1 protein-coding gene is annotated in these 25,427 nt (G+C 74.9%); it reads right to left on the minus strand.

Annotated elements, in window-relative coordinates:
- Positions 1-16: 16 nt before the first annotated feature.
- Positions 17-25,420 carry a toxin glutamine deamidase domain-containing protein gene (locus tag JQX11_RS02580; RefSeq protein WP_204923293.1) on the minus strand — a complete coding sequence of 8,468 codons (25,404 nt, stop codon included), beginning with the start codon at positions 25,418-25,420 and terminating at the stop codon, positions 17-19.
- Between the last annotated feature and the right edge of the window lie 7 nt (positions 25,421-25,427).

Here is a 25,427-nt window from a genome sequence, read left to right on the forward strand (position 1 = left end):
CCCGGGGCGTGCCGGTTCACCCCCGATCGGCCGCCGGTCGCGGGGTGCGCCGTCGACGGCGTGGCGGGCTGCCGGGGCGGTCCGGTACCGGGGCGGGTGTGGTCGACCGCGCGCCGGGCGGGTACACCGGCAGTCCGGGGAGTCCGGTGACCAGGATGTCACCGAGTCCCGGCACGACGACGGTGCCCGGCAGGGCCACCCCCGCCAGGACCAGCCCCGCCAGGACCGCGCCCGGAGGCACCGTGCCCGTCAGGACCGGACCGGGCGGCACCGTGCCCGGCGGGACGGCAGCAGCCGGACCGGCGTCCCGACGGGCGACCGGGGGGACGGCGGTGCCGGCAGGTCGGTCGTCGGTGGCGACCGGGGCCGGCTCCGGGCGCGGTCGGTGTCGGGCGTTCGGCTCCTGCCTCGGCAGCATCCGGCTGGCCTCGTCGACGGTGACGACCGGGGTGTCGGCGGCGACGAGCGCGTCCAGGGCACGGGTGGTGTCGTCGACCGTTTCCGGGTCGGTCGCGTAGCTGTCCAGCGAGCCGGGTTCGGCCCGGTCGACCAGGGCCGCGAAGTCACGGGCCGGGAAGACGTACACCTGCGCGTCGGCCGGGGCGGTGAACGCGTCGGTGTCGACCACGAACCGGCGTACCACCGGGCCGTCGCCGGAGGGCAGACCCACCCGCGCGAGGTGGTCGGCCATCCCCCGGGCCACCCCGTACGCGGTCTCCGGCCGGGTGAACACGGCGACGGGGGCGTACGGGTCACCGGTCGTGAGATGTACCCGCCCGGTGGCCGGGTCCTGGTGCAGGTCGGTCGACACCGCCTCCGCGGACCCGCTCTGCCGCCCCCGGGGCACCTCGACGACCAGGTGCAGCAGGACCTGACCGGGGCCCGGTCGCACCGTCGCGGGTCCGGTCACGCCCTCGGCGGACCGGACCGGGGTGGCCGGGCGGCGGGCCCCGGCAGCCGGCGCGTCGAGGACCCGGTCCGAAACCGCACGCGGGTCGCCACCGGGAGCCTCCCGGTTGGCCAGTCGGACGAAGTCGTCCCGACCGGCCGCGATGCCGTCGCGGACCTGTCCGGCGAGGCCGTGCATGGCACGCAGCCGGGGCAGGTCCGGCTCCCCGCCGTTCCAGAGGGCGCTCATCTGTTGCAGGGTGCGCAGCAGCGTCATCCAGTCGGCGAGCGGACCCGGCGCGCCGGGGATCCCGGCGAGCGCGCCACGGCCGGGGTCGCGGCTGATCCGGAACGTGTCCAGGGCGGCGGTCGCCGCGTCGAGCAGCCCGTCGAGCATCGCCTCCCGGGTGTCCAGGGCAAGCCGGTCGAGCTGGGCGTCGGTGCGCAGGCCCACCACCGCCAGCGCGTCGTCGAGCCGGGCGAGCTCCCGGTCGGTCGCCGCCGGGTCGGGGCGGGGACGCAGCCAGCCGGCCAGCACCCCGACGGCACCGGCGGCCCGGTCGAACGCCGCGAGATCGGCGGTGCCGGTACCGAGCCCGCCGACCACCTCGTGGTACGCGTCCAGCGCCGCAGCGGCAGCCCCGAGGGCGCGTGAATCCGCGACCGGTCCGGGGCCCTCGGTCACGCCGAACCACAGCGCCCCGAGTGCCTGGGTCAGCAGTTGCCAGCCGTAGACCTGCATGATCGGCCCGTCCAGCGCGATCCCGGTGGCGTCGCGCAGCCGGGTCAGCTCGGCACGGAACCGGGCCAGCGCCGCGACGTGGTCCGTGTCGTCCGCCTGGTGGCCGTCGGCCAGCGGCGTCAGGTCGAGGTCGCGATGGGCGGCCGGGGCCAGCTCGATCAGCGGTGTCAGGCCGACGATCGCATCGAGCGTCCCGGTAGCGCGGGTGACCAGCCCGGCGACCTCGACGTCGCCGGTCCGCCACTGCTGCGCCCACCGGCCCACCAGCCACCGGAAATCGTCCAGCACGCCACGCACCTGGGCGGCGTGGACCGCGAACGGGGCGGCCAGGGCCGGCGTGACGAGCACCGGAAGCAGCCGGACCAGGACGCCGCCGAGCCGGTGGACGACGACCGCCGCCGCGGTTTCCGGTTCCCCGGCGGGCAGCCCGGCGAGGGCCTGCCGCGCCTCGGTGACGCGCAGCAGCACGTCGTTGCGGAGGTCCCGACCGTCGTGGACTCCGCCGACCGCGCTGCCGGACGTCGGGGTGTCGGCGTACACCGGGCCGGGGAGCACCCGGCGCAGCGACAGCTCGATCTGCATCCGGATCTGCTCACGGACCCCGTCGACGACCCCGTCGAAGCCGGTGACCTCGACCAGGACCCGCACCGGGAGCATCCCGACGGGGAGCCGGGCGTCGAGCTGGCCCCGGAGGAAGTCGGCGGCGGCGTCGGCGAGGATGCGGGCCACGGCGTTGTCCCGGGAATCGGCGAGCAGCTCCGGGGGCACGCCCAGCACCAGCCCGAACTCCGCCGCCGTGCCGGCTGTCGCCTGTTGCGGCAGGCCGGCCAACCAGGAGGTGACCAGCGCGGCCCGCCTGGCGATCGCGTCGCGGGTCGGTCCGGTCAACACCGCCCAGTCGACCACCGGTTCAGCCGGGGTGAGCCGCTGGTGGCCCCCGGCGGTCGCCGACGGCGGGGTGTCGCCGAGCAGTTCCAGGTTCCACGGCCGGCGGAGCAGCTCCACCCGGTCGAGAACCGCCTGGACGGCGTGGTCCGCGGCGATCCGGACCGGAGCCTCGACGTCGAGGCGCTCGGGCCGGGTGCGCCAGGTGCGTTCCAGCTGGGCCGCCCTGACCGGCGGCACCGTCGGATCGGGTGCCGGAGGCTGCTGCCCCGGCTGGTCCGTCGTGGTCTGCGGTGCGAAGGGCGCGACACCGATCGGTCGCAGCACCGGGTCCACCCCCCGGTACTCCCCGTCGGCGTCCGGTTCGCCGACCAGCGCCGCCAGCAGGTGGAGGTGCCGCGATCGCAGCCCGGCCCACTGCATGCCACGCAGCTGGGCCTTCTCCTCGTCGGACAGCGCCGCCCGTTCCTCGTCGGACAGGGCGTCGGCGGGCCGACCCGCGAGGTCGCCGAGCAGGCTGCCCGGCACGTGCGGGCGGTGCGGTGCGGTGGCGTCGCGGTACTCCTCGCGCAGGCCGAGCTGGTGGGCGAACTCGTGTACCAGGTCCTCCTCTGCGGCGTCGCGACGCCAGTGGAACTGGTCGGTCGGCCCGTCGTAGATCACCTGCACCCGCAGGTGGGCGTCGTGCGGGGAGGCGGCCCGCTCCACGGTCACGTGCAGCAGGTCGCCGGCCCGGTTGGGCAGCCGGTACGCCGTCGCGTCGGCGCTGCTGTTGAACACCCGGTCCACCCCCCGCTTGAGGGCGGCGAACATCGCCCGACCGGTGTCGTCGTCGAGCCACACCCGCACGGTCAGGTCGGTCACCGGCTGGCCGCCGTAGTGGAACCGGCGGGCCTCGAACCGCGACACGACCTCGTAGCGGTCGTCCCGGGCGGGGCCGGGTCGGCTGACCGGGTCGACCCAGTGGTGCTCGCGGACCGCGAACTGTGCCATCGCGCGCCGGATCGTCCACTCCAACGGCTCGTCCTCCCCGCGTGGCACCGTGCCGGGGTCGGGGCGGGGCGGGGCCGGCTCCGCCCCGTCGGGCCCCAGCGGGTCCGCATTGTCCTGCGGCTGTTCCGGTGCCACGGTCGGGGTGGTGATCACCGCGCGCAGGTCGTCGGGGACGGCACTCGTGCGGCCCTTGTGGTCCGGCCGGAACACCCGCCATCCGCCGAGGCCGTCGGTGGTGGACACCATCCGGGCCGCGCCGGCGCGCGTCGTGATGTTGATGTCCGCCCCGTGGGTCAGGACCACCGGGGTGACGAGAAGTCCCGGCTGCTCGGCCACCGCCTGTCCGAGCACGTCGACCAGGGTCTGCGCCGCCGCGTGCGGCAGCGGGTGCCCGACGAGGACGAGACCCGCGACCGGTGTCGACTGGGCGATGACCGTCTCGACGACGGTCGTCGCCCAGCCGGGCAGGTACTTCGGCGCGTCGGGACCTGCGAAGATCAGCTGTCGGCTGTCGGTCGCCTGGATCAGTGGCACGAGGTCGAGCACGTCGAGGTCCTCGGTGCCGTAGAGAGGGGGCAGGACATGCGCCACGTCCGGCGGAAACAGGTTCAGGTGGACCGTCGTCGGATCCAGCAGGTCGACCCGGCCGTCCAGCGGGACGAGCACCCAGTCGGGGTCGATTCCCCGCCGGATTGCCCGGTCGCTGTCGGCGTCGTACAACGCCGGCAGGAACTCCAGCCAGGGCCGCGTGCCGTCGGGCCAGTCGACCCGCAGTTCCCCCGCATCCGGATCCCACCTCGGCGTCGCCTCCTCGGCCAACGTGTAGACGGGCCGGCCGGTCAGGTCCGCGAGGCGTTGCAGGGCGACGTAGTGCTCGGGAAGGCTCACGTGCTGGACGACCCGGATCGCCGTCACCTCGTCGGAAACCGGCAACAGGGGGCGTAGCGACCAGTCCGGTGCGTACAGCGGCAACTCGACGGTGAGCAGGCCGGGCGGGCCGGCGTGCCGCCACATCGGCCAGAGTTCCCGGTCGGGCAGGGCCAGCTGGACGCCCCCCGGCCGTTCCACCGCCGTGCCGGTCACCTGCAGCGCCTCGTCGAAGGCCGCCCCGGCCTCCCGGCGCAGGGCGGCTGCCTCCGCCTGGGCGGTGGCGCCGTCGACGTGCTGCGCGCCGAAGTACCTGACCTCCAGCACCATCAGCGGCAGCGCGCCGTTGGAGGTGTCGAAACCGTCGATCACGGTCATCCCGCCGTATCCGAGATGCTGTCGTACGTCGCCACGGAGGTAATCGATGATCGACTGTTGCTTGTTCCCGTTCTCCTTGTCGACGAAGGCGATGTTCTGGAGGAAGTCACCGACCAGCTTGACACCGGTCGTCAGCTCGAAGCGCTCTTCGAGATCCGGGAACCGGTCCGTGAAGATCCCGCGGAACAACTCCGCGATCTCCGTGAAGTTGGCCTGGAAGTAGTCCTGTGCCGCCGGGGACAACGCGTCGAGCAGCGTCCGCATGTCCTGCCGGGACAACGCCGCGACGTTCTCCTTGACCAGACCCACGTGGAGCCAGTCTCCGGCGACGCCTGCGGTGTTGGAGTACAGCACGGTGGCGAAGCCGCGCAGCTCCGCGACGTCCCGGGGGCTGCCGCCCTCGCCGGCGAAGTGGTCTGCCACGGTGTCGGCGAAGGACAACGCGTCCTGCAGGTGGGGGCGGGCGTAGGAGGGGGACACACTCGTTGGGCTGCGCCAGGTGTGCCGGGCGACGTAGGTCAGGAACGAGTGGACTCCGGCGAGCGGGACCCCGATGCTGTGGTGCACCCGGGCGCCGGGCTCACTGTCCGACGGGCGCGGGCCGACGGTCGCCTTGCGCCCGAGCGGTGTCAGCACCACCTTGGGGAGGTGGCCGGCGGCCTGCACCGTGCCCAGGAGCTGGGCGAACGGGACGGGCCCGGTGAGCGCCGACAGGGCCTGACCCAACGCGGTCATCGCCGGGTACAACGACTCGCCGCCGTGGTGGGCGTCCATCTCGGCGTCGGTGTCGGGTACCACGCCGACGATGACCTCCAGGATGGCGACGGCCTCCTTGGTCCGCTTCGGGCCCGGTCGCCGGTAGAGCCGGCCGTCGCCGCTGTCGCGGAAGTAGGTCTTCGTCTCCACCTCGATGACTGTCGTGCCCGCGGGATCCTCGGCGAGCGCGCTCGTCCGGGCCAGACCGGGCAGCGTCTCGGCGGTGGCGTCCGTGAACATGTCGGCGGCCGCGCTGAGGTCGAGCGTCTCGAAGAACTCGAACTCCGCGCCGTGGCCCAGGAAGGTCCGGTTCACCGGCGCATCCACCATCGCCCGCGCCACCGAGGTCGAGGCGACGGGCGCGAACGTCCCGGTGTCGACAAGCGCCGTCGGATCGACAGTGCCGTCGGGATCCACCAGGACCGCACGGGCGGCGACCTCCGGGCCGAGGGCGTTGAGCCGGGGCAGCCGGTTGTCCGCCGCGGCCCGGGGCAGCAGCACCGCGCCCCGGTCGCCGCCGAACTGCACCCACCGCACCGGATCGGTCTCCCGGTCCAGCCGGTACCCCGCGAAGGCGTGCCCGGGGGCGTTGCCGGGGCGTTCCAGCAGGACGAAGGCGGCGGTGCCGGGCACGGCGGCGACGAGTGCCCGCTCGACCTGCGCCCAGGAATCCACCACCGCCCAGTCGGACCGGTCACCGGCGAAGTCGCCGGCCCACCGGGTGCCGATCGCGGCGTCGTCCCGGGTCCGACCGACCCGCAGGCCCGGCCGGACGAAGCCGTCGATGCCCGGATGCAGGACGGCCGCGAACCGGCGGGCCAGAGCCAGACACGACAATGGATCCTCGGGCGGACGCCAATCCGTCATCGAGCCGGACGGACGGACGGCGGCCTGCACGTCCTGGGTCTCCTGCACGGCCGTCTCCAACCCCGCCAGCGTCAACGGGTGCCGTCCCCGGCCGGTCGGCCGGGGCACGCCGGCATGACTGCCCGGATGGCCGAGGACGGCACCGTCGGACCCGGCACCGCTCTCGGCGTCACTGAGCACGGCGTCGCTGTCCGTGTCGCTGAGCACGGCGTCGCTCAGCACGGCGTCGCTGTCCGCAGCGCCGTACCCGGGATCGCTCCCGGGCGTCGTGGGTCGCAGGGTCGCCGGATCGGTGCTCTCGCGCCAGAGGCCGGCCGTCGGGCGGGGCAGTTCGAGGGCCTCCTCCCGGGCCTGGGCCAGATCGAGCACGTCCGGTTCCGGTAGCCACGCCCGGTAGTGGCCGTTGGCCAGGTAGAGCAGCACCGGTCCCTCGCTGATCCGGGCCTCGGCGCCGTCGAAGCGCGGGTTGTAGACCGTCCGGATCGACCAGCCTCCGACGTTCGCCTGCGCGTCGTCGGCGGCCTCATCACGGTGCGCCGCCTGCACGTCGTCGGCGGACCGGGCGCCGGCGGTCGGACGGGCAGGCGGGACGGGGGTGGCCAGCACCACCGGCCGGCGCAGCGCCGCTCCGACCAACAGGACGAGGTAGTCGCCGGTGTCGGCCGCCCAGTCCGCCTGCCACCTGTTGACGGTCCGCGCGAGTTGGACGCGTACCCGCCGCTGTCCCCTGACACCCCGGCCCAGTAGTCCGCCGTCGGCGATCACCTGTTCCACTTCGGCGAGCCGGCCGTCGACGAGCAGGTCATGGATCTGGGCGCGCAGGCCGTCGGCGACCCGCAGGACCAGTGGGCGCAGGCGGTAGGGCAGGGTCACGTCGACGGGCCCACGGGCGTCCCGCCAGGCCTGGATCTCGTCGAGCTGCCCGTGGTACCCGTCGGGCAACAGGCCGCGCACCTCGGGCAACGCGCTGACGACCACGGATTCGAGCAGGCAGAGGCCGTTACGGTTGACATCGACGACCTCCCCTGCGGTGGGGGGAGGAAGTGCGGTGAACTGGTTGTCGGTGACCGCACGGACCATCGCCGGTGACGGTGTCGGCCCGGCCGGGGCCGCCGCTGCGACCGACCCGGCCGGCGCACGGTCGTCGACGACCGGCTCGACGGGGGCAACCGGGTCAACCGGCTCGACGGGGGCAACCGGCTCGACCGGGTCAACCGGGTCAGCCGGGTCGCGCCGCCCGGCCGCTGGCGGGGCGGGTCGCCCACCGGGCGGCGTCGGGTCGGGTAGCCCAGCGGGCGGCGTCGGGTCGGGTAGCCCAGCGGGCGGCGTCGCGTCGGTGCCGTCGGTCGGGGGAAGCAGCACCGGGTCGGGTGCGGAACCCCGGCCGAGGTGGCCGGCGGCCAGCGCCACCAGTCGTTCGACCTCGGCTCGGGCCTCCCACCAGCGGCGACGGGCCGCCGCCTCCGCCTCGGCCCGTTCCGCCGCGTTCGCGGCGGCGGCCCTGGCGAGCGTGTCGGCGGTGGTGCCGACGTCCCCGGGGAACTCGGCGACCAGGGCGATCCGTTCCAGCTCCCGCCAGGACTTCAGCGCCTTCTGCGCCTGCTTCGCGGCGTGGACCGCCTGCTCCAGGAGCCCGGCCACGACCACCCGGTCGACGGGCGCGCTCCCGGGGGCGTCACCGGCCAGCAGGTGGTCCAGGGCCTCGGCCTGATCGACCAGCACCGGCTGCGAGTCGGGCATGGTCACCTGCAGCGCGGTACGGCGGGTGCCGGTGAGGTCGGTGTGCTCGGCGACGACGACCGTTTCGGTGGTCCACCACACCTTCGCCCGCGCGCCCTCGTCGTCCAGTCCCAGCCGCATCACGTCGGTCCGGTGCGCGGCGGCCTCCTGGTGGCTGGAGTTGCCCGGCACGGAGACCCCGAGCGCCGGCACGACCCCGACCGAGGTGCCGAGGGTGTCCGGCAGGGCGGCGTCCGCGCGGGCCACCAGGCGGGCGTCGCCGTGTCGGCCGGCCCCACCGACACCGGAGTTGCCCTCGGCGGGCACGAGCACGGTGTCCAGCCGTACCGCGGTGACCCGGGTGTGCAGGACGAGCCGGTACCCGTCGGCGAGGGTGATCTCGTAGGGGCCGGCCATCCGGTGTGGGGTGGCGGCCCACAGGTGGGTTCGTCCCAGCAGGGTCATCAGCTGATAGTTGAGGGTCGTTCCGGGCATCCCGACCGTCGTTTCGGAACCGACGATCCGCAGCGCCCGCAGCGCGGTGGCCTGGAGGGCGGCGGCGCCGTTGAAGCCGAGCGCCGCATACCCGGCGGGCACCGGGACGGCGTCGCCCCGCCAGGCCAGCCAGTTGTCGGCCGGGATCGGCACCAATCGCAGCGGCCCGTCCGTTCCACCCAGGGTCAACGGGGCGGCGGTCACCGCGGCCGGGTCGGGCAGCACGGTGGCCGGGCCGGTCGATCGGTAGGTGAGGTTGAGGTGTTCGGCGGCGGTCTCGGTGCGCAGCGGCACGGTGATCTCGTGCCGGCCGATCTCCTGCCGGCGACGGTGGGCGGTGAAGACCAGCCGTTGTGGCCCGTAGTCGACCGGCAGCCAGGGGCCGGGGGTCTCGACGGCGCTGACCGCCCGGCCGAGGGTGACGTCGCTGGAGCGGCCGGCTGCGGTACGCCCCAGCGCACCGAGCGCGTTGAGCGCCGCCCGTTCTCCGACGTGTGCCACCGGGACCACCTCGTCGGTGACGGCCTCGCCCGACTGGCGTCCGCCGCCGACCTCGCTGACGGTGCTCAACTCCAGGTTGCTGGCGCCCGCCCGCAGCTCACCCACCTGTGGCGTATCGGTGGCGGGCACCGCCCGGACGATGATCTGCACCGCCGGACGGCTGAGCAGCCCCGGGTAGCGCAGCACGAAGCTCAGGCCACCGTCGAAGAGGTCGCCCAGGTGCGCGGCGACGGTGACCGGGTCGGTGTGGTGCAGGACGGTGCTGATGTTCATGCCGGTGTTCCGGTCGTGGCCGACCAGTTCCATGCCCTCGTCGCCGCCGAGGCGCAGCGAACGCAGCCAGCCCAGCATCGCCTGACCGAGGGCCGGGACGTCCACCAGCCGGCTGGTCTGGTGCATCACCTGTACCGCGGGCGGGGTGACCTGGCGGGGCAGCCGCCAGCCGCCGGGGGTCAGGCCGAGGGCCTGCCGGTACTCCTCGGCCGACATCTGACCCAGCAGGGACACGTCACCCACCTGCCGGTAGCGGGTGAATGACCGGTCGGGCAGCACCCACTTCGGTTCGGTGAGCACCACGGCGAGGTGGACCCGCAGTCGACCGTGCACACCCAGCAGGACGGTCCGGGACTCGGAGTGCTTGATGGTCCGTTCGACCTCGGCGGCGGCGAGGACCGTCTCGCCGTTGGTCCACTCGATCTGCCGCCGGCCGAACAGGCGCAGCGCCAGGGTCGCGGGCGGCTGGGCGGGGGTGCGGGCGGCCGGCTGGGTGGGGTTCGGGGCGGGTGCCTGGGCGCCGGGCGTTCCCCCACCCGCGTCACCGGGTTGGGCGGGGCCGGCGGGCTCGGCCGCCCGCCACGCCGCGCCGCCCCCGCCGACCTCCAGCCGGAACTGTCCACCCCGGTCGGTGGCCGATCGGCGGACCGCGAAGCCGGCTACCGCGCTCTCGTACCCGTCGCCGGTGACCGCGCCGGTCGGCGTCTGGTCGTGCCCCGTCACCTCGGCGAAGACGAACACCGTGACCGGCACGTCGTCGCCGACGACCACGCTGGGGGCGTGCACCGGCTGGGGTTGCTGGGTGGCCGGGGCCAGCAGCGCCGCTAGATGGCCCTGGTCGACGAAGGCGTTGAGCCACTGGTGCAGGGGGGTGCCGGGGATGTCGCCGCTGAACGCCGTGCCCCGCCGACGACCGCCGGTGCCGGACGGCAGGTGCCCGGCGTCCATGTAGTCCGCGGTGGCGCCCCGCAACGCGTCCAGCAGTTGCTCGCGCAGCTCGGGCAGGCCGTGGACGTGGTGGGTGACGGTGTGCTGGGCCAGTGCCGCGCCGAGGTGGCGTAGCCGTTGCCGCTGCGGGGTCACGGCTGCGGGCAGGAGTTCACCGAGCGCCTCACGCAGCACGATGCCCGCACCCGGCGCGCCGACCGGCGTGGGCAGCACGACCGGCTGCGGCTGCCCGACCGCGATGGTCTGGGTGAACGGCACCGAGAAACCGAGTTCGAGGTCGATGGTGGCGTCGCCCGCGAAGCGCAGTGGCTGCGCCTGCACGGGGTGGTCGGCCAGCCACCGCCAGACGTCGGCGAGGTACCCTCGGTACTCGACGATGACCGACGCCGACAGTTCCAACCGGACGTCGTCGGCGAACACGGCGACCGCGCCGCCGCCGATGCCGACGACACCGGCCTGGCTGCCCTGGGTCACCTCGATGACGTCCCGCCAGATGCCCTGGAGCCGCAACCCGATCCCGGCGGCGCCGCCGATCGCATCGCTGCCCACCGACGCGCCCGCCTGTACGCCCGACGCGACGCTGCGGACCGCCCGGTTCGTCGCCGCCTGCGCCCGACCCTGGCTGGTGCGCAGCTTCACCGTCGGCTCGTCGTCCTCCGACTCGCTCGTCTCGCTGTCGCTGGATTCGGGGAGATCGGCGGTGACCGGGTCCGGGTGGGTGCCCCGTCGGCCGAGGTACCGGGGTGCGGTGTCCGGGTGGCGACGCCGGACCCCGATCCGCACCTCCAGCGTGCGGCCGGACAGCAGGTCGCGCACCCGTAGCTCGATCAGCAGTTCCCCGTCGGCGGTACCCAGCAGTCGGGCCGAGTAGCGGCCCACGCTGTTCTGCGTCGAGAGGCGTTCCTCGTTGCCGAGCCGGTCCAGGGCCCGCCGGATCCGGTCGGTCTGCACCCGCGGGTTGTCCCAGTCGGGCAGGTACTGCCGGTACACCGCGTTGCGGTCGTCGTCGAGCAGTCGCCGCAAGCGGTCGGCGACCAGGCCGGCGACCAGGTCCCCGCCGTGCAGGAAGCCGCGTCCGATCCGCAGCCGGTCGCCCTGCCACAGGTAGTCGGGCAGGGTACGCGGGTCGTCCGGATCCTCCTCGACGGTGCGGGCCAGCAGGGCGACCAGGTCCCGGTCGGGCCGGGTCGTCGAGGGAACCCGGGAGAGCGCCGCCACGTGCTGTTGCGGCACGACCAGCAGCGTCCGCACCGACACCTGCTGCGACCCGCGCCGCAGCCCCCGGTACGCCAGCGACCTGGTGACCGACCGGTGCATACTCCACTGCACCGTGCCGGTGTACTCGGCCAGGTAGAGCCCCAGGACGTGGTCGCCCGTCTCCTGCCCGGCGGTGGTCTCGACCTGTGGTGCGAGGGCCTGCGCGCGGCGGTCGACGACCGAGACGGTCGGTCCGGCGGAGAGCCGGAGCAGGCCGAACGCCCGACCGATCAGCACCGCGAGGAAGCCGCCCCGGTCCGAGGCGGACTGCACCGACTGGCCGGTGGTGACCGCGGCCGCCGCGCGCAGCAGCGCCGACTCGGGCAGCTCACCGATCGGGGTCAGCCGGGTGAGCCGCAGGGCGGGCCGGACCCCCTGGGCGTAGGCGGGCCGGCGCAGCCACGACGAGCTGGTCGCGGTCAGGGCGGTCGCGCCGGGCTGTACCGCGTCGAGTGCCCGCTGGCCGCCCCAGAGCCGCCAGACCCGGAGGTTACTCCCCCGCTGGACGACCTCGGGGATGCCGGACAGCACGGTGGTCGCCAGGGCGCCGTCGTCGACGACGTCCACGGAGTAGCTCGCGTCCCGCAGGAGCGCCGCCCCGGCGCGACTCACCGTCAGCGCGGTGCCGTCGCTGATCGGCCGCATCGTGGCCAGCACCTCGGGGGTACGGAACCAGAGGCGGTCGCCGTCGCCGGGTACCCAGGTGGCCGGGACGTCGGCCCAGGCCGGCGGGGCGGGCCGCTCGGTGATCTCGACCTGGACGAACACCGCGCTGCGGGTGAGGAACGAGTCGGGCACCCCGATCACCATGCCGTTGTCGCCGGTGGTGAGGGACTGTCCGATCGTGCGGACCGCCCGGCTGCTCAGCACACCACCCAGGACGGTCACCCCGACACCCCCGGCGGGGATCGGCACCACGACCCGGGCGGTGGTGGCCTGGGGCTGCGCCCACGTCGACGCCGACACACCTGCGGTACGCCGGTCCTCGATGCCACCCAGGCCGGGGGCGAGCCGCACCTCGTCGGTGTCGCTCGGCCGTGGCAGCAGGCGTATCCAGGCGAACCGCCTGTCCCGGCCCACCCGGACCGGGTGGCCGGAGCCGTGGTGCAGGAACTCGGTGGGGTCGGCGGCCAGCGCGTGCAGCAGGGGCCGGGCGGTGGCCATCGTCACGCCCAGCATGGCCAACCGCCGGGTCACCTGGGCGGTGAGCCTGTCGCCCCAGGCCGGGTGGCCGGTGTGCGGCACCCCGATCAGCAGCGGCTGCGCGGTGACCGCGGTCCGCACCGCGCTGACCTGCTCCGCCGTGGGTTCCCGACCCGGCACCTGGCGGGCCTCGCCGGTCGCGTCGAGCAGCAGCACCTGGGCCCGCCCGGTGGACAGCGCCCGGGTCAGGTCGGCGTCGCTGAGCCCGACGGCGTCGACCCCGACGACCATGAGCTGGGCCGGCACCGTCGCCAACCCGGGCTCGACGACGAACATGAGCAGGTGTCCGGGCTCCTCCGCCCGGGGCAGGTACGCCAGCGCCACCGAGCCCGGGGCGGCACGCAGCGCGGTGACGGTGGCCTCGACGTCGTGCAGCGGTTCGAACTGCCCGCCCAGCGCGGCGGCCAGGGTGCCGGGGATGGTCTCCGGGGTCACCGTGAGTTGCCCGCCGAGAGTGCGGGGTGTCCGCCCGAAGTACCCGTCGACCAGCCGCACCATGGCCTGGACCAGGTCGGTGGCGTCGGCCACGACCAGCGCCGGGTCACCGGTGGCCCGGGTGAGGCCGGCCGGCGACGGGGTGAGGAAGTCGGCCAGGTCCATCGCGTCGCCGTTGGCGTCCACCGCCAGCACGGTGGTGCCGGCGCGGGTCAGCGCCGCGGCGGTGACCGGGTCGTCGGTGGCGGACCGGGCGAACACCCCCGGCCGGGCGGGGTCGACCACCCGGGGCACCACGGCACCGTCCCGGTCGTCGGCGACCAGCCAGAACACCCGGCCGGGCGCGCCCGGCGGCTGCTCGTGGACCAGGAGCATCGCCCCCGGCCGGCGGGCCATCGCCTGGATGAGCGAACCGGGACGGCCGGCGTCGGTTGCCACCGGCCGCCCACCCAGTGCCCGGTGGAACGCGTCCAGGGTGAGCGTGGTCACCGCCGTTTCGGTCACCGGGAGGTCGCCGATCCGCCCGTGCAGGACGAGGTGGGCACCGACCGCCCGGACCCGGGAGCTGTCCTCGGTGGCGCCGGCGTCGTCGGTCTGCACCGCGTCGACCCACCCGGCGAGCCGGGGCAGGGACGGTCTGCCCCGGCGGACCTGCCGACCGGCCGCGAGGCGGGCCGCCGGCAGCCGGCGCAGCGCCTCCCCCACGGCGTGCAGCGCCGCCGGGGACGGGCCGGCCGCGGCGGCTGTGGTCCCTTCCGTCGAGCTGGTCGACACCGACGCGGTGTCGACCGAGCCGGACTCCGTCCCCGCCGCGCCGGTCGACGTGGAATCCGGGTCCCGGTCCGATGAGGAGTCCTGATCCGGCTCCCGGTCCGACGGCGCGTCCTGGTCGGCATCCGACGGCGGGTCCTGGTCGGCATCCGAGGGCCGGTCCTGGTCGGGGTCCGAGGACGGGTCCTGGTCGGGGTCCGAGGGCAGGTCCGGGTCCTGGTCCGCCAGCCACTCCTGGGCGGGATACGGGGGCGGGTCGGATACGACCTGGCCGCCGAGCACCCGGTGGCCACCCGCGACGCGCACCGCCACCAGCCGTCCCCGCGCCAGCAGCATCCACGGCGGTTCGGTCAGCCCGTCGGGGTCGAGCGCGGTCAGCCGGTCGGCCGACTCGGCCTGCGGCCGCACGAGCGTCAGCGTGCCGTCGGGGGCGCGATGGACGAGGACCACGGCGTCACCCAGCCAGACCAGGGCGACCGCGTTGTCCGGCAGCAGCCCCAGGGCGGTGACCGGCACCGGGGCGAACTGCAGCGCGTGCAGCCGTCGGGCCAGCAATGCCGGGTGCTGCCCCGCCGCTCCGGGCAGACCGAGGTGGGTGAGCACGCGTCCCACCGACTGTTCGCCGGAGGGACCGTCGACAGCGGCCCGCAGCCGGTCCATCCCGAACAGGGCCGAGGCGAGCCGGGCGGCCCGGTCCGCCAGGGTGCCGGTGGGCAGCCCGGACAGCCGGCCCCACAGGGTGACGCCGTCGGGCGGGACGGTCCCACCCCACTCCTGGCCCAGGTCGTTGACCGCACCCGCCAGCTCGACCAGGTCGGCGGTGACCGCCGCGACGGCCCGGTGGAACAGCGGGTACGCCTGGGGTCCCGTCATGACGTCGGGAACGCCGGTCCCCGGCCGGGGACGGTGGGCCTGCCACTGTCCGTCCCCGGTGCGGACCAGCACCACGGCCGACCGCGCGGCGAGCGCCCCGGCGAACTCCTGGGCCGCCGTACCGGTGTCGAGCAGCACGACGACGGGGAGGCCGGCGGCGGTGTCCGGCAGGATCGCCCGGTAATCGTCGGCGGGCAGCGCGCCGCGCCCGTCGGGACGCCCGGTGGTCACCCCGTCGCCGCTCACCGCGCCGGGTTCGACGAGGACGCCCCGTTCGCCCAGCAGCGGGCCCAGTCCCCACGCCCAGACCTGGTCGGGCATGACTCCCAGCAGCGGTCCGTCCCGGTAGGGGACCGCCACCAGCTGTGGCGGCGACACGTCGTCGGACGGTTGCCCGGTGGCGGGGGGTGTCACCTCCCACGCCAGCACCCGCCGGGCGGGGAGCCGGCCGGCGGGGGCCGACGTGATCTCGATGACCGACACGTCCGCGCCGACCCACCAGGCCGGGCCGACCGGCGGGCCGACCGGCACCGTCCAGTCGGGCACGAAGGTCCGGTCGGCCGGGCGGATCCCGTGCTGGCGCAGCGGATTCTCGGTGACGGGCTGTCCGACGCCGACGAGACGGGCCAGTTCGAGCAGCGCGAGCCGCCGGTCGTAGGACAAATCGTCGGTGAGTTGGCTCGGCAGGGCCGTCGCCAGCGTTCCGTCCTCCTCGCCCAGGATGTCGTGCCCGGCCTCGGCCAGGATGTCCCCGTCGATGAACCAGCCGTGCAGGACGTGCTCCCCGTCCGGACCTGGTGCCATCACACGCAGCACCGAACCCTCCGGCAGGGTGTACACGCGGTCGTCGGCGCTGATCTCCTCGACGGCGACGAAGGCGATGTCGGTGACGGCGTGTCCGATGGGTGGGTCGGCGTCCCGGGCGGCCACCCGGTCGGCCAGGAACCGCACGGCGGCCTGCGGCAGCGCCAGCATCGTCGGGGCCGGCACGACCTGCTCCTGCAGCGTCGGGTCCGTGGCGGCCAACCCGGCGATGACGTACGACAGGTCCGCGCCGGTCAGCACACCGATCCGTAGTTCCTCGTCGGACCATGCGTACGCCGTCCACGTTCCGGGGTCGCCGATCGTGGAGCGGGTCACCACCGCGAACACCGCATCGAAGATCTCGGGGATCTCCGCGATCGACTCGACCTCGCCAGGCACCACGATGATCCGGGTCCCCTCGGGCAGCCGCTCCTTCAGGACCGCGACCGCGTCGGCCGCGGGGAAACCCGCCCGGACGCCGTCGACGATGTCGTCCAGCTCGGAAAGCGGCACCACGGCCACCCGGGCCGCGGCGCGCAGGGAGTCCGGCAGGCCGGAGCGACCGGGCGACCAGAGCACCACACCGTTGCCGTACCGGTCGGCGGCGGGCACGGCCGACGCCGGCATGCCCACGGCGAGCAGGGATTCACCGGCGTCGACCGGGAACTCCATGGCGGCCATCTCGGCACCCAGCCACACCAGGGCCTGGGCGTCGTCGTCCGCGTCCGGGTCCACCGCCCAGCCCAGGCCGCGCCACGACGGGTTGTCGCGGATCGTCCGGATCAGGTCGTCGACGTGGCCGGCCGGGATCGGCAGCCCGCCCAGCATGACGTGGTCCGCATAGGGCTGGCCCACGTCCGCCGCCCGCGCCGCCCGGCCCAGGTCGGGCGTCCAACGGACGACGGGGCCGGTCGCGATCCGGTCGCGGAGGAACTCCGTGACCGGGGCGATCGTGGCCGGGTCCACGGTGACCAGGTGAAGCTCCTCCCCGGACCAGCGCTGGAACACCCGGACCTGGTCGACGGGGACCCGCAGGGTCAGCTCGTGCTGGTGCTGGTCGGAGCCGCCGACGATGACCAGCCCGTCGTGGCCGGCCTCGGCCGCGAACGCCTCGGCCGAGGCCCACCGGTCCAGGGGGAGGTGGAGCTGACCGTCGACGACCTCCTGCCCGTACGGCCGACCGAGCAGGTCGAAGACCGCGCGCACCAGCGCGGTCTGTGTCGGGGTCCGGCGGCGGGCCTCGGCCGCGCTGAGCACCACCGCGTCGAACTCGTGCCGGAGTTCGCGCAGCAGGTCCGCGCTGTCCGGGCCGGTCAACTCCAGCTGCCAGCCGGGGAGCTGGTAGACGGCGGTCCAGCCGGCCAGGTCGGCGTCGGGCGCGAGCACGCCGACGCCCCGCTCCAGCAGCCGCTCGACGAACGGGCTCCCCTCCGGCGGCGACCGGTCGAGCAGGACGACCCGGGGATGCGCCCGCAACGCCTCGCTCGCGATCACCTCGTCGGCGGTCACCTCCCAGCCGTCGCCGGTCAGCCGGTCGCCGTCGAGCTGCCCGGTGGCGACAACCAGCCCCCGGCCGCTCAGGTCCTCGCGCTGCGGGATGGTGACCACCGCCCGGGCATGCGGCGGCTGCGGGACGAAGTAGACCAGCGGGTGATCGACGATTCCCCGGGCGGCCGCGTCGACCAGCAACAACGTCGGGCTCGGCGACTCGGCGGATTCGGTCCAGATCACCCCCTCCCGGGTGGACCGGCCGGCGAACAGTTCCTGCACCTGCGCCAGTGCGGCGGGCGACACCGGGGCGAAGCGGTGACCGGCCCCCGGCCAGGCACCCGGGGTTTCACCGATGCGCCGCGCAACCTGGTCCCGATGTGCCATGGCCAGCAGGAACTGGTCCCAGGGATAGGTCCGGCCCGGGTCGAGGACGGCCAGCCAGGACTGGATGCGCGACCAGGGCTCGCTTATCACCCGCCAGGTGTCGGGATGGTCGGCGGCGTACCTGCCGTCGAAGAGGAACTGCGCCCAGCGTGTCCCACCACGGGTGGTCTGGAAGGACTGCACCAGCTCCGGACGGGGATCGGTGATCTCGATCAGCACGCGGTGCCTCGGTAGCACGGCTGGATCGATCAACAGGACCCCGGCCTGCCGCAACTCCGTTCGGATGCTCGCGACGTCTCCCCTTTCCGCCCGGGCGAGCAGCAGCCGCACGGGTTCGGTCGGCGTGGCCAGCAGCCCGCTGTCGAAGATCTCGGCGAGCCAGTCGTCGTCCTCGTAGATCCGCAGGGCGGGGTCGGCGAGCAGCGCCTGGGCCAGTTCACGGCCCTCGACCGGGTCCGCGGCGTGCAGGGTGGCCCGGGCGAGCGCTCCGTCGAGTCGGTCGACGAGCTGGCTCACCTCGGCGCCGGTGACGGCACTGGCGCCGAGCACGATCCAGTGCACGTCGGCGGGCAGGAGCGTCGGCAGGACGACGATGGCGGAGGCCCGTACCCCCTGGATGAAGCCGGATTCCACCACGGCGGCGTGGTCGAGGTCCGGGAAGAACAGCACCCGGGTGCCCCCGGTGGTCGGCAGCCGGGCCAGGTAGTCGGCTGCGGTGTAGCGGGTGCCGTCCGGGGTGACCAGCGCGTCGGACGACTCCGCGTCCAGCCGGCCGGGCTGTACGACGATCCGGTGTGCGCCCTGCCAGCCGTACCGGTCCACGTAGGTCTCCAGCACCCCGGAGAGCAGCTGCCATGGACGCCGCAGGATCAGCTCGCGGACCGGTTCGTTCTGCCAGTAGTCGGCCAGGGGGGTGTCCTCGGGCATCTCGAGGAACGCGGCCAGCCCGGCGGCGTACGCCGGGGTATCCCCGAACGTCTCCCAGAAGGTCTCCCGGATCGCGGCGAGGACGCGGGCCCGCAGCATCCGGCGCTCGATCCCGTCGAGCGGGCTGTCGTCGTGCTGGTCGGACCGCTCGGCCAGGATCCCGGCGGTCTCGGTCTGCTCCGTGTCCTCGATCACGTACTGCCAGGCCCGGCGGACCATCTCGGGCGGGTCCGTGATCGGCTGGGCCACCGGGCCGTCGACGAAGTCGTTGCGCCACAGCGGGACCACGGTGATCAGGCGTGGTTCGACGTCGAGCGACGCCCCTGCCGGCGGTTCCACCAGCGCGTCCACCTCCAGCGCCGGCTGGTCCTCGACCGCGGGCAACGACAGCCGGACCAACCGGCTGGTGTCGGCCGGGGCCGCCACGGTCAGCTCCACCGGGGCCGCCCCGGTGGTGTCGGTCACCGTCGACGGCCATCCGCCGCGCAGCAACCAGCCCCGGTGCCCGCCGAGACCGTCGGCCAGACCGGTGTCCGCGACGGTCACCCGCCGCACCGGGCCGGGCGGGGTGGACTCCACGCGCAGCGGCGTCGCCTGCTGCGCCGCCGCCCACGGCTGCTCCCGCTGGTCCTGCGACAGTCGCTCGTACGCCGGGGACGGGTCGCCGGCCGTGTAGTCAGGTAGCGCGACGTACGCCTGCCGGACCCGCTCGGGCAGGCCGGCGAGCTGCGCCCGGGACAGCTGCCCGGCGGGGGGTACGGGGAGCCGGAAGCGGAGCCGGGGCATCCGTACCGGCTCGGTGGGCACCCGGGACTCCTGCATGACCACCACGCTCAGGTGGGCCGGTGCCGCCTGGCCCACGTCCAGGCGGCGGCGTAGTTCCCGCTCGACGGAGCGACCGAACGCCACCGCGTTCGCGTCGTCGTCGCTGACCACGGTGAGCACCAGCGGTGCCCGCGGATCGACGTCGATGGTCGGCGCCCACGGCCCGCCGTTGTGCCCGCCGGCGAAGAAGGCGTCCAGCATCGCCTCGGGCAGCACCCGCCCACCGAGCAGCAGCGCGCGTTCGGCGTCGGCGAGCAGGACGAGCAGGTGCTGGCCGGGCAGGTCCACCGCGTCGACCTGCCGGATGAGCGTGGTCACCGTCGTGGCCAGTTCCTCGCCGTCCCAGGGCCACAGCACCCCCCGCCGCTTCGGGCTGCTGGCCACCCCTGGCCAGTTGGGCTCCTTGCCGCTGTCGCCGGTGTCGACGGTCCGGCCACCGTCGTCGTCGGGGACGCCGGCCGGGGTGGCCGGGGTGACCAGGGCGTCGGGGACCCAGGCGTCGTAGTGGTCGTGCCCGTTGTAGAGCAACCGCACCGGCGTCCCGTCGCCGTCCGGCCAGAGCACCGTCACCGACGGCGGGTCGAGCCGCCCCTGCCACACCGGCCGGCCGAGCGCCGCACCGATCACCAGGGGCAGCACGTCACCGACCCGGCCACCGTCGTCCGGATCGTCCTGGCCGGGCAGCAGCCGCTGCCAGTCCCAGGTGTCGACCGCGTCGAGCAGGGTGGTCCGCACGTCGTATCCGACCGGGAACAGCCAGGTCGTGGCCACCTGGTCGAACAGCTCCACCATCGCCGGGGAGGGGTCGGCCACCCGCCGCAGGATCTCGTCCCGCAGCGCCCTGTCGATGTCGGTCAGGTCGGTGTCGTGGACGCCCGCGCGGCGTACCCGCAGCAGCCGGTCGACCGCGTCCGCCGGCATGCCCGCGATGTCGGCCATCGCCTCGGGTGCCGCGACGGCGACCGCGCTGAGCAGGCAGAGCCCGTCGCCGATGATGCGGATCCGGTCCCACCCGGTCGGCGGCGGCGGGGTGTTGGTCAGCCGTACGCCGTCCGGGTCGGCGTCACCGGCCCGGCTGGCGTACCCGGCGAACGGCACGGCGAACGGCACATCCGACCGGTCGGGGTCGACGATCTCGTCGTTGACCACGTCCCACGCCCCGGTGCCCTCCGGCACGAACAGTGCCCACGGCCGGCCGTCGACCGACACCGGCAGGTGCCCCGTCGTCCCGGCCACCACCAGGTCGCCCTCGGGCGCGTACACGTCGGTGTCGCGCAGGTCGGCCAGGCGTTGCACGGACCGCGCGCCGAGCCGACCCGCCGCGCAGGACAGCAGCGCCAGTCGCCGGCCGTCCCGCTCGGGCGACTCCAGCATCGTGTGCAGCTCGTCGACGCTCAGGGTCACCTCGCCGGTACGGCCGTCGGGGTGCCGCAGGGGCACCCGGAACCGGTCGCCGGCCCCGTGCACCAGCACCGTCACCCCGTCGGTGGCGGCGGGTAGCCGAGGGTTGCGGGCCATCCGACGCCATTCCCGGTCCGACAGCAGGGCGATGCTTCCCGGTCGGCCGGGTACGTCGTGCGTCACCACCCGGCTGCCGCCGTACCACCAGGTCCCCTCCGGGTCCTGCCGCAGTCGGCCCGCAGCGGGCCGGTCCGCCCGACCGGCCGGGGCGGACCCACGTCCCCGTCGCCGGTCCCGGCCGGTACGGTCCTGACCGGCGCGCCCGGTAGACGCGGTTTCCCGGCGACGGATCCGGTTGGCGTAGGCGGGCCCCGGCTCGGTCCAGAGCACCGCCCGGCGGCGCTGCCGCGGTGTCGCCGGGCGCTGCGTGCCGCCGGGTGCCTTCGACCGGCCGGCACCCCGGCTGGTCTGGTCGACCCACACCATCCGTGGCGGAATCCCCTCGGCCCGCAGTCGCGCCGCCACCATCGTGCCGACCAGCTCCGCCAGCGAGGCCGCCCGCCGCCGTCCGGTGCGGGCGGCCCCCCGCCGCAGCAGCCGGGCGCCGTTGCCGCCGCCCTCGATCCGGACCCGCACCACCCGGGGCCGGTCGGATTCCCACGCCCGGCGGGCCTGAGCGACGACCTGGTCGACGAACAGGTCGAGTTCGGGCAACTGCCCGTCCTCGGCCGCCCGCTGGCCGGGGGCGAAGTCGACGGTGACGGTGGCCACCGGGTCGGCGTCGTCGGGGGTGTGCCGGACCGGGATGACGTCCCGGTCGAGCCGGCCGCCGACCACCGCCGCGACGGTGCCCAACCAGCCCTGCACCTCGGCGGGGTCCATCGTCGGGCGGGTCACCCCCATGTACTGGGCCGAGCGGTCGTCGACCTGCCAGCGCCGGGCCGACTCGTTCCAGGTCAGTTCGCCACCCACCCGCGCGTGCCGCTCGATGGCCCGGCCCCGCGCGTCGAAGCCGACCGCGAGGCCCGCGTGGCCCTGCCCGCCGAGCTGTTCCCGCAACCGCTCGGCGGTCAACTCCGGATCGTGCTGCCGCATCCCCGCCAGCAGTGCGCGGAAGTCCCGGGGCCGCATCGCCGCGGCGGCGTCGGCCGCACCGAGGTAGATCTCGCCGTCCTCGGCCACCACGTAGCGCCAGGACCGCGCCCGCGCCGGGTCGAGCAGGTGGGCCGGGAAGTCCGCCAGCCGGTACCAGAGCGGATTGAGGCGTACGTCCCCGGCGTCGTCGCGTTCCTCAGGCGTGATGCGGGCGGCCCGTACCGCCGGCCCGTAGGTCCCGTCGAGATCCGCGCCGACCGGCGACTCGTCCGGGACGTCGGCGACGCTCAGGGAGTCGGGACTGTCGGGGGTGACCGGCCTTCCCGGGGTGCCCGGCACGCCGAAGAGGTCGACGACGACCGGAGCGGCGGCGGTGGCCGGCGGGGCGACGACGACCGGAGCGGTCGGATCGTCCGCGACAGTCGGTGGGTCGGCGACGACCGGGGAGTCGGGAGGGGCCGGAACGTCCCGAGCAGCGTGGCGGTCGGGAGTGTCGGTGGCGGGGAGATCGGCGGGGGCGGGGGTGTCCGAACTGGCGGACGAGGCGTCGAAGTGGTCACGGTCGTTGTGGTAGACCGACACCGCTGCGGCGTCCGCCGGCCCGTACACCGCACGCACCTGACCGTCGACGCGGCTGCGGACACTCAACGACACGTCGAGCGCGTAGGCCAGCAGGGGAAGCAGGGCCACGCCGACCGGTTCCGACCAGGATCGGGACCAGTCGCGCACGGCGGCCAGGAGCACGTCGAACTCCTGGTCGGTCAGCGGCCCGGCCTGGAAGGCGTACCAGTCGAGGTAGGTGGTGCGCAGGTCGTCGTCGGTCAACTCGGTCAGGTCGGTGAACCCGTTGCGCTCCAGCAGGGCGATCCGGTCGGCGCGGGAGACCGTGTCGGGTTCCACCCGTTCCCGGTCGGCCAGTGCCTGACGGACCTCGGGGATCACCGACGGCAGGGCGTCGCGGTGCATGGTCAGATATCCGGCGACAAGATCGATCAGGGCGTCGGCGGTACGGCCCAGTGGCGCGTCGGCGGGGACGGGCACCGCGCCGATAGAGAGCTGTTCGGCATGCCAACCCACCGCCGCACGCACGTCGTCGGGCTCTGCCAGCCACCCACCCACCTGCGACGACAGCAGCTCGGCAGCCGCCAACCGATGCGACACCAGCCCCGGCGCGGACGTCAGGACCGCGTAGGGCAGACACCGCCCGTTGGCCGGCACCCGCACCAGGTCCGCCGGCAGCTCCTGGACGGTCCGGGCGGCCGGCTCGACCGTCGGTGCGGGTACCGGGTCGACGGACCCGCCGGTCGTGCCGGGCGCCGGGAATGTCCGGTCCGGCCGGGACATGCCGTACCTGCTGGTGCTGGCGGGGTCCACCAGGGCCCCGACGGTCGCCGTGCCGGCCGGCGTCACCGGCACCGGTGTCCCCTGCCCGTCCCGCACGATGACCCGGGCGCCCACCGGCAGTTCCGGCGGTTCGCCGACCGGCCGGACCCGTCGACCCTCGGTCGCCTGGGTCTCCACCCAGAACAGCTCGCCACCGTCATTGACCAGGGCGAAGGCGTGCCGCGGGGCGTTCGGTGGCTCCACCAGCACCGCCGCCACCGCGTTCGGGCCGGCGGCACGGACCGGGCCGAGGACCTGCGCCCAGTCGGAGACCGGCTGCCACTCGGTGCCGAGCTGCGCGGCGAGGCCCCGCTCCGGACGGGCGGGGTCGACCGCCGTGTCGTCCCGGATCACCCGGGGCATGGCCGAGAACTCACCGACCACCGCCGCCAGCCGGATCACGCAGTCCGCCGCCGTACCGTCGTACGGCGGCAGCACCCCGGTCAGCCGCTGCTCCAGGACGGCCCCACGGGCCTCCCCGGGGGCACCGGGTGCAACGGTCACCGCACCCACCGGCACCGGCTGTGGACCCGCCGCGGGTACGCCCGACGACGCACCGGGACCGGAGGCGTTCACCGGCTGCGCCCGGGAGCCCGACCCGACCCCCGGCTGCGATCCGCCCGCCGCCTGCGTTGCCGACCCGACCCCCGGCTGCGATCCGCCCGCCGCCTGCGTCGTCGACCCGGCCCCCGACTGCGGGGTGGCGGGGGCCGATCCGCCCGGCACCTGTCCGCCCACCGGCTGCGGTCCGCCCCCCCGGGTACCGGCCGACGAGGACAGGTCCACCGGCGCGGACGCACCGGGCGCGGTGGACAGGTCCGGGGCGGTGGACACGTCGGGTGCCGTCGACGGGCCCGCCGAACCCGGGCTGCCACCCACGGCGAGCGGGCCCACCGGCACGGGCCCGGCCGGCTCCCCCGACGGTGTCGACACACCGTCGGCCGGCCGGGGCCCGGCCGGGTCGGCGTCGCCGGAGCCACCGCCGGCACCCGGACGGGCCGTCGGCCCGGTCCCGCCGGCCCCGGAGCCCGCGCCCCCCGCCGCACCGCCCCGGCCCGCATCGCCCCGGCCCGCACCGCCCGGGGTCGCGCCACCGGGGGTCGTCCCGCCGGGGATCGCACCACCGGGGATCGCACCACCGGGGATCGCACCACCGGTGCCGGTGCCGCCGGCACCCGCCCCGGGCACGGCGGTCACCGCCTCGGCGTACGACGGTGGTTCGTCGTACGCCGGCAGGCGAACCGGGTCGTACGCGGGCAACTGCTCGTCCGTCACCGGGTCCGTGAGCACCGGCGGGTCCGCCTTGCGGTCCCGGTCACCGCTTGTGGCCTTGTTCAGCTGCTGGCCGATGGCGGTGCCGGCGACGCTCGCCACCCCGGAGAGCGCACCCGCGACGACGGCCGCCCCGTCGGCGTCCCACTCGCCGGTCGTCATGCCGTTGTAGACGAACTCGGTCAGCCACTCGCTGATGCCCTCGTTGGCGACCTCCTGGGCCGCCTCACCCGGCCGGAAGCCGTGCGGGTCCGGGGTGTCCGACGAGGCCGGCAGCCCGACCCGCCGGCCGATGTTGGTCGACCGGACCAGCCGCTCCAGCCCCTGCATGAGCCCGCCGAGGCCGAGGCCGACCGCGCCGCCGAGCGAGCCGACCTCGGCGGCGGCACGGGTCAGCTCGTTGTTCCAGCCGTCCCGGGTGTGGTTGCGGATCTGGTAGAGCTGCACCAGCCGGTCCATCACCGTCTGGAGGCCGATCCCGACGGCCTGCGCCATGGCGACCTGGAACAGGACCCGGGTGGTGACGTTCTGGAAGATGACCCGCATGATCACCCGGCCGACCGCGAGTCGGGCCAGCGCGGCGCCCGGGTTGATCCAGGCGATCGCCAGCGCCGTCAGCAGCTCCACCATCAGGGCGAGCAGCGCCGCGATGATCATCAGCTTGGCGTACTGCACCTCGGTGGCGGTGCCCCGGTAGCTGTCCCCCATCCGGTTGGTGTACTTCGACACCAGACCGAGGTAACCCGGGCTGTGCAGGACGTAGCGCTCCATCGTGTCGACGAAGGAGTCCTCGGCCTGCCCGTTCACCCCGGCCCGGTACGCCCGTACCCCGTCGCCGAACGTCTCGCTCGACGTGGCCACCTGCTCGGCGGCCTGCCGCAGCGCCTCGGCGGTGGCGAAGAGGTTGGTCTCGTCGGCCTTCGGAAACTTCTCGCCGACCAGGAACCGCAGGAAATTGGCCAGTTCGGCCGAAACCTCGATCGCCACCGGAGAC

The organism is Micromonospora humida, assembly GCF_016901255.1.
Lineage (GTDB): Bacteria > Actinomycetota > Actinomycetes > Mycobacteriales > Micromonosporaceae > Micromonospora > Micromonospora wenchangensis.